This window comes from Pseudomonas sp. P5_A2_2 (genome assembly GCF_054177685.1).
In genome coordinates, this window is the sequence record NZ_JBGCUL010000519.1 from 1 (window position 1) to 3,207 (window position 3,207).

Sequence of the window (3,207 nt, forward strand, 5' to 3'; positions counted from 1 at the left end):
GGCTGGCGTAGTAGTGGTTCTTGATGTGGGTGAAGTCCACCGTCTCGGCAACCCCCGGCCACTGATAGATCTCGCGCAACCAGTTCGACAGATTCGGATAATCCGCAATCCGCCGCAGATTGCACTTGAAGTGCCCGTAGTACACCGCATCGAAGCGAATCAGTGTGGTGAACAGGCGAATGTCCGCTTCGGTCAGGTATTCGCCTGCCAGGTAACGATTGGCACCCAGCAGCAGCTCCAGCCGATCCAGCTCGGTAAACACATCGTCGAACGCTTCTTCATAGGCCTGTTGTGACGTGGCAAAGCCGGCGCGGTACACGCCATTGTTCACCGCCGGATAAATCCGCTCGTTCAACGCATCGATCTCACCGCGTAGCGGTGCCGGGTAGAAGTCCAGGTCGTTACCGGTCAAATCGTCGAAGGCACCATTGAACATGCGGATGATTTCCGATGATTCATTGCTGACGATGCGCTTTTGCTGTTTGTCCCACAGCACCGGCACGGTGACGCGGCCGGTGTAGTCGGCGGTGTCGGCGGTGTAGCGCTGGTGCATGAAGTCGAAGTGATCGAGCTTGTCGCCGGTAGATCCCAGGTTCTGGTCGAAGGTCCAGCCATTTTCCAGCATCAACCAACTGACCACCGAAACGTCGATCAGGTTTTCGAGGCCTTTGAGTTTGCGCAGGATCAGCGTGCGATGGGCCCACGGACAGGCCAGGGACACGTACAAGTGATAGCGCCCCGGTTCGGCCGCAAAGCCGCCGACGCCGGTCGGTCCCGGCTTGCCGTCAGCGGTTAACCAGTTGCGACGCTGCGCCTGTTCACGCTGGAACGCGCCGTCCTTGCTGCTTTCGTACCACTTGTCCTGCCAGCGGCCATCAACTAACAAACCCATGTTCAAGACTCCCGAAACCCATAATCGATGGAGTCGAGTCTATTCCGATGAGTTCGAACAAAAAGCGCAAAGATCGGGCGAAAATGATCGATTAAATCGATTTGTCCCGCGCAGCCCAGTATTTTTCAGCGGTTTCGAAGGCCTGTTCGCGGCTCTGCCCCAAGCCACGCAGGGCCAGGGCCATGGTCGAGATCAGGGCCATTTGTGGGTAGCTGTCGACCACATCGCCACGCCAGACCGCTTTCAAGTGCTCGGGATCAAGCGATGCGGGTTTGACATGACGCTGCGCGGACAGCTGCGGCCATTCCTCGTCCCAGCTCTCGCCGCCGGTGGTGCCGTACAGGTGGCTGTCGGCGTCCGGGTTGACCTCGATTTCGCCGCCATCACCCTTGATCACGATGGCGGTGTCACCCAGCAGGCCGCTGGCATCGCGATGCACCGCCTGATAACCCGGGTGGAAAATGCTCTGCAGGCCGCAACGGGCGCCCAGCGGATTGAGAATCCGCGCCAGGGAGTGGATCGGCGAGCGCAGGCCCAGGGTGTTGCGCAGGTCGATCATCCGTTGCAGCTGTGGCGCCCAGTCCATCAATGGCATGAAGGCCAGGCCGCCGTTATCCAGCGCCGAACCCACCTGTTGCCAGTTGCGGCACAGCGGGATGTTCAGTTCGCCCAGCAGTTGTTCGCTGTACAGGCGGCCGGCCGTGTGGGCGCCGCCACCGTGCATGAAAATCCGCACACCGTTTTGCGCCAGGCACTTCGCTGCCAGTAGATACCACGGCAGATGGCGTTTCTTGCCGGCATAGGTCGGCCAATCCAGATCCACCGCCAGTGCMGGAGGATTCAGGCGTTCGCGCAAGGCTTCGGTGAAGCCTGCCATCTCTTCTGCACTTTCTTCCTTGTGCCGCAACAGCATCAGGAATGCGCCGAGTTGGGTTTCCTCGACCTTTTCATCGAACACCATGCCCATGGCTTCGCGGGCTTCGACCCGGGTCAAATCGCGGGCGCCGCGCTTGCCTTTGCCAAGGATCCGCACGAACTGGGCGAACGGATGCTCGGCGGGCGTTTCGAGTGTCAGTGCTGGGTAATCAGTCATAAGCAATTCGTCGGTTTGGGCAGGCCCGCCAGTTTCGCGGCGAGTTTGGCGGGAGTGCCTTTGAACAGTCGGTTCAGATGCAGGCTGTTGCCTTTTTCCGGGCCGAGTTTCAGGGCGGTGTATTTGATCAACGGGCGGGTGGCCGGTGACAGCTGGAACTCGGCGTAGAAACTGCGCAGCAGTTCGAGGACTTCCCAGTGTTCAGGCGTCAACTCGATGTCTTCGGCAGCCGCCAGGGCACTGGCCACGTCGGCGGACCAGTCACTCAGTTCGACCAGGAAACCGTCCTTGTCCAGCTGGATGGCGCGGGCGCCGACCGTCAGTGCATTCATAGCCAACTGTTGACCTTGTCGTAGTGAATCGACAGTTCGACGAAGACCGGGTAATCGATGGCTTTGGCCCAGTCTGGAACCGCAAGCGCACGGGCCTGGGCGTCTTCAGCCAGGACGAACAACTTCAGGCCGCGTGCACTGAGCACCGTGAACGGTGCGGTGCCTGGTCGCAACGCATAGGCCGCGTCGCCCGACAGCAGCAACCCGTCGTTGGCGCCGATCACGCGCAGGCAACTGGTCAGGCGTTCGTCGCCGAACGGGGAATGAGACAACACATGCAAAGTCGACATCAGAGGGTGATCACCTGGTCGTAACGGTCAATGAGGGCGGTGATTTCGTGGGCGGCCAACACCCGGGCTTCTTCCAGCGAAAGGCCGCTCGGGTCCAGGCCGCGCTGGGTGATGCTGTCGCCACAGGCGAACAGTTCCTCGACACCGAACATCGGCAGGGCTTGCAGATTGGCGCTCAGGTCTTTCTGTTGCAAGGCCTTGGCGTCCTGACTGGCGACGAGCTGGAACACGCCGTCATCGAGAAACAACAGGCCGATCGGCAGGTCGAAGGCACCGCCGGCCAGCACGATATCCAGCGCTTCGCGCGCGCCTGGGCCGGACCATGGCGACTGGCGGCTGATGATCAATATGGATTTGGCCATGTCACGCGCCTCCGAAACAGATCAGACGGTCGGCATCCTGCGCGGCGTCATGCAATTGGCCGAGGCCGGACAATTCCCACGGCGCACCGACGGCTACCGCCTCGCGCTGATAGCGCCTGGCTTCTTCCTCGTTCAACACGCCACGACRCAGGGCGGCGGCGATGCACACCACGCCATCGAGTTGATGGTCGCTGACGAAGGCGCGCCATTGCCTGGGCAAGTCCAGTTCATCCTGGGG

General features: G+C 61.0%; 6 protein-coding genes. All 6 read right to left on the reverse strand.

Annotated features, from left to right (window positions below; genetic code table 11):
- Positions 1–892: glutathione S-transferase family protein (locus tag ACXRVY_RS21535; protein WP_458238191.1), on the reverse strand; the 892-nt coding region annotated here is incomplete at its 3' end.
- A gap of 91 nt (positions 893–983) precedes the next feature.
- Positions 984–1,985, reverse strand: a complete 1,002-nt coding sequence (locus ACXRVY_RS21540) for a glycosyl transferase family protein (protein WP_223461599.1) — start codon at positions 1,983–1,985, stop codon at positions 984–986.
- The gene (locus ACXRVY_RS21545) at positions 1,982–2,317 is read right to left on the reverse strand and encodes a TusE/DsrC/DsvC family sulfur relay protein (protein WP_223461602.1); all 336 of its coding nucleotides are present in this window, start codon (positions 2,315–2,317) and stop codon (positions 1,982–1,984) included. Before ACXRVY_RS21545 ends, ACXRVY_RS21540 begins: the two co-directional genes overlap by 4 nt.
- On the reverse strand, positions 2,314–2,607 hold the full coding sequence (gene tusB, locus ACXRVY_RS21550) for a sulfurtransferase complex subunit TusB (RefSeq protein WP_223461604.1): 294 nt from the start codon (positions 2,605–2,607) through the stop codon (positions 2,314–2,316). The genes ACXRVY_RS21545 and tusB overlap by 4 nt, the downstream gene beginning before the upstream one ends.
- Positions 2,607–2,969, reverse strand: coding sequence for a sulfurtransferase complex subunit TusC (tusC, locus tag ACXRVY_RS21555; protein ID WP_223461606.1), 363 nt, complete (start codon positions 2,967–2,969; stop codon positions 2,607–2,609). Before tusC ends, tusB begins: the two co-directional genes overlap by 1 nt.
- A gap of 1 nt (position 2,970) precedes the next feature.
- Positions 2,971–3,207: DsrE family protein (locus ACXRVY_RS21560; protein ID WP_458238192.1), on the reverse strand; the 237-nt coding region annotated here is incomplete at its 5' end.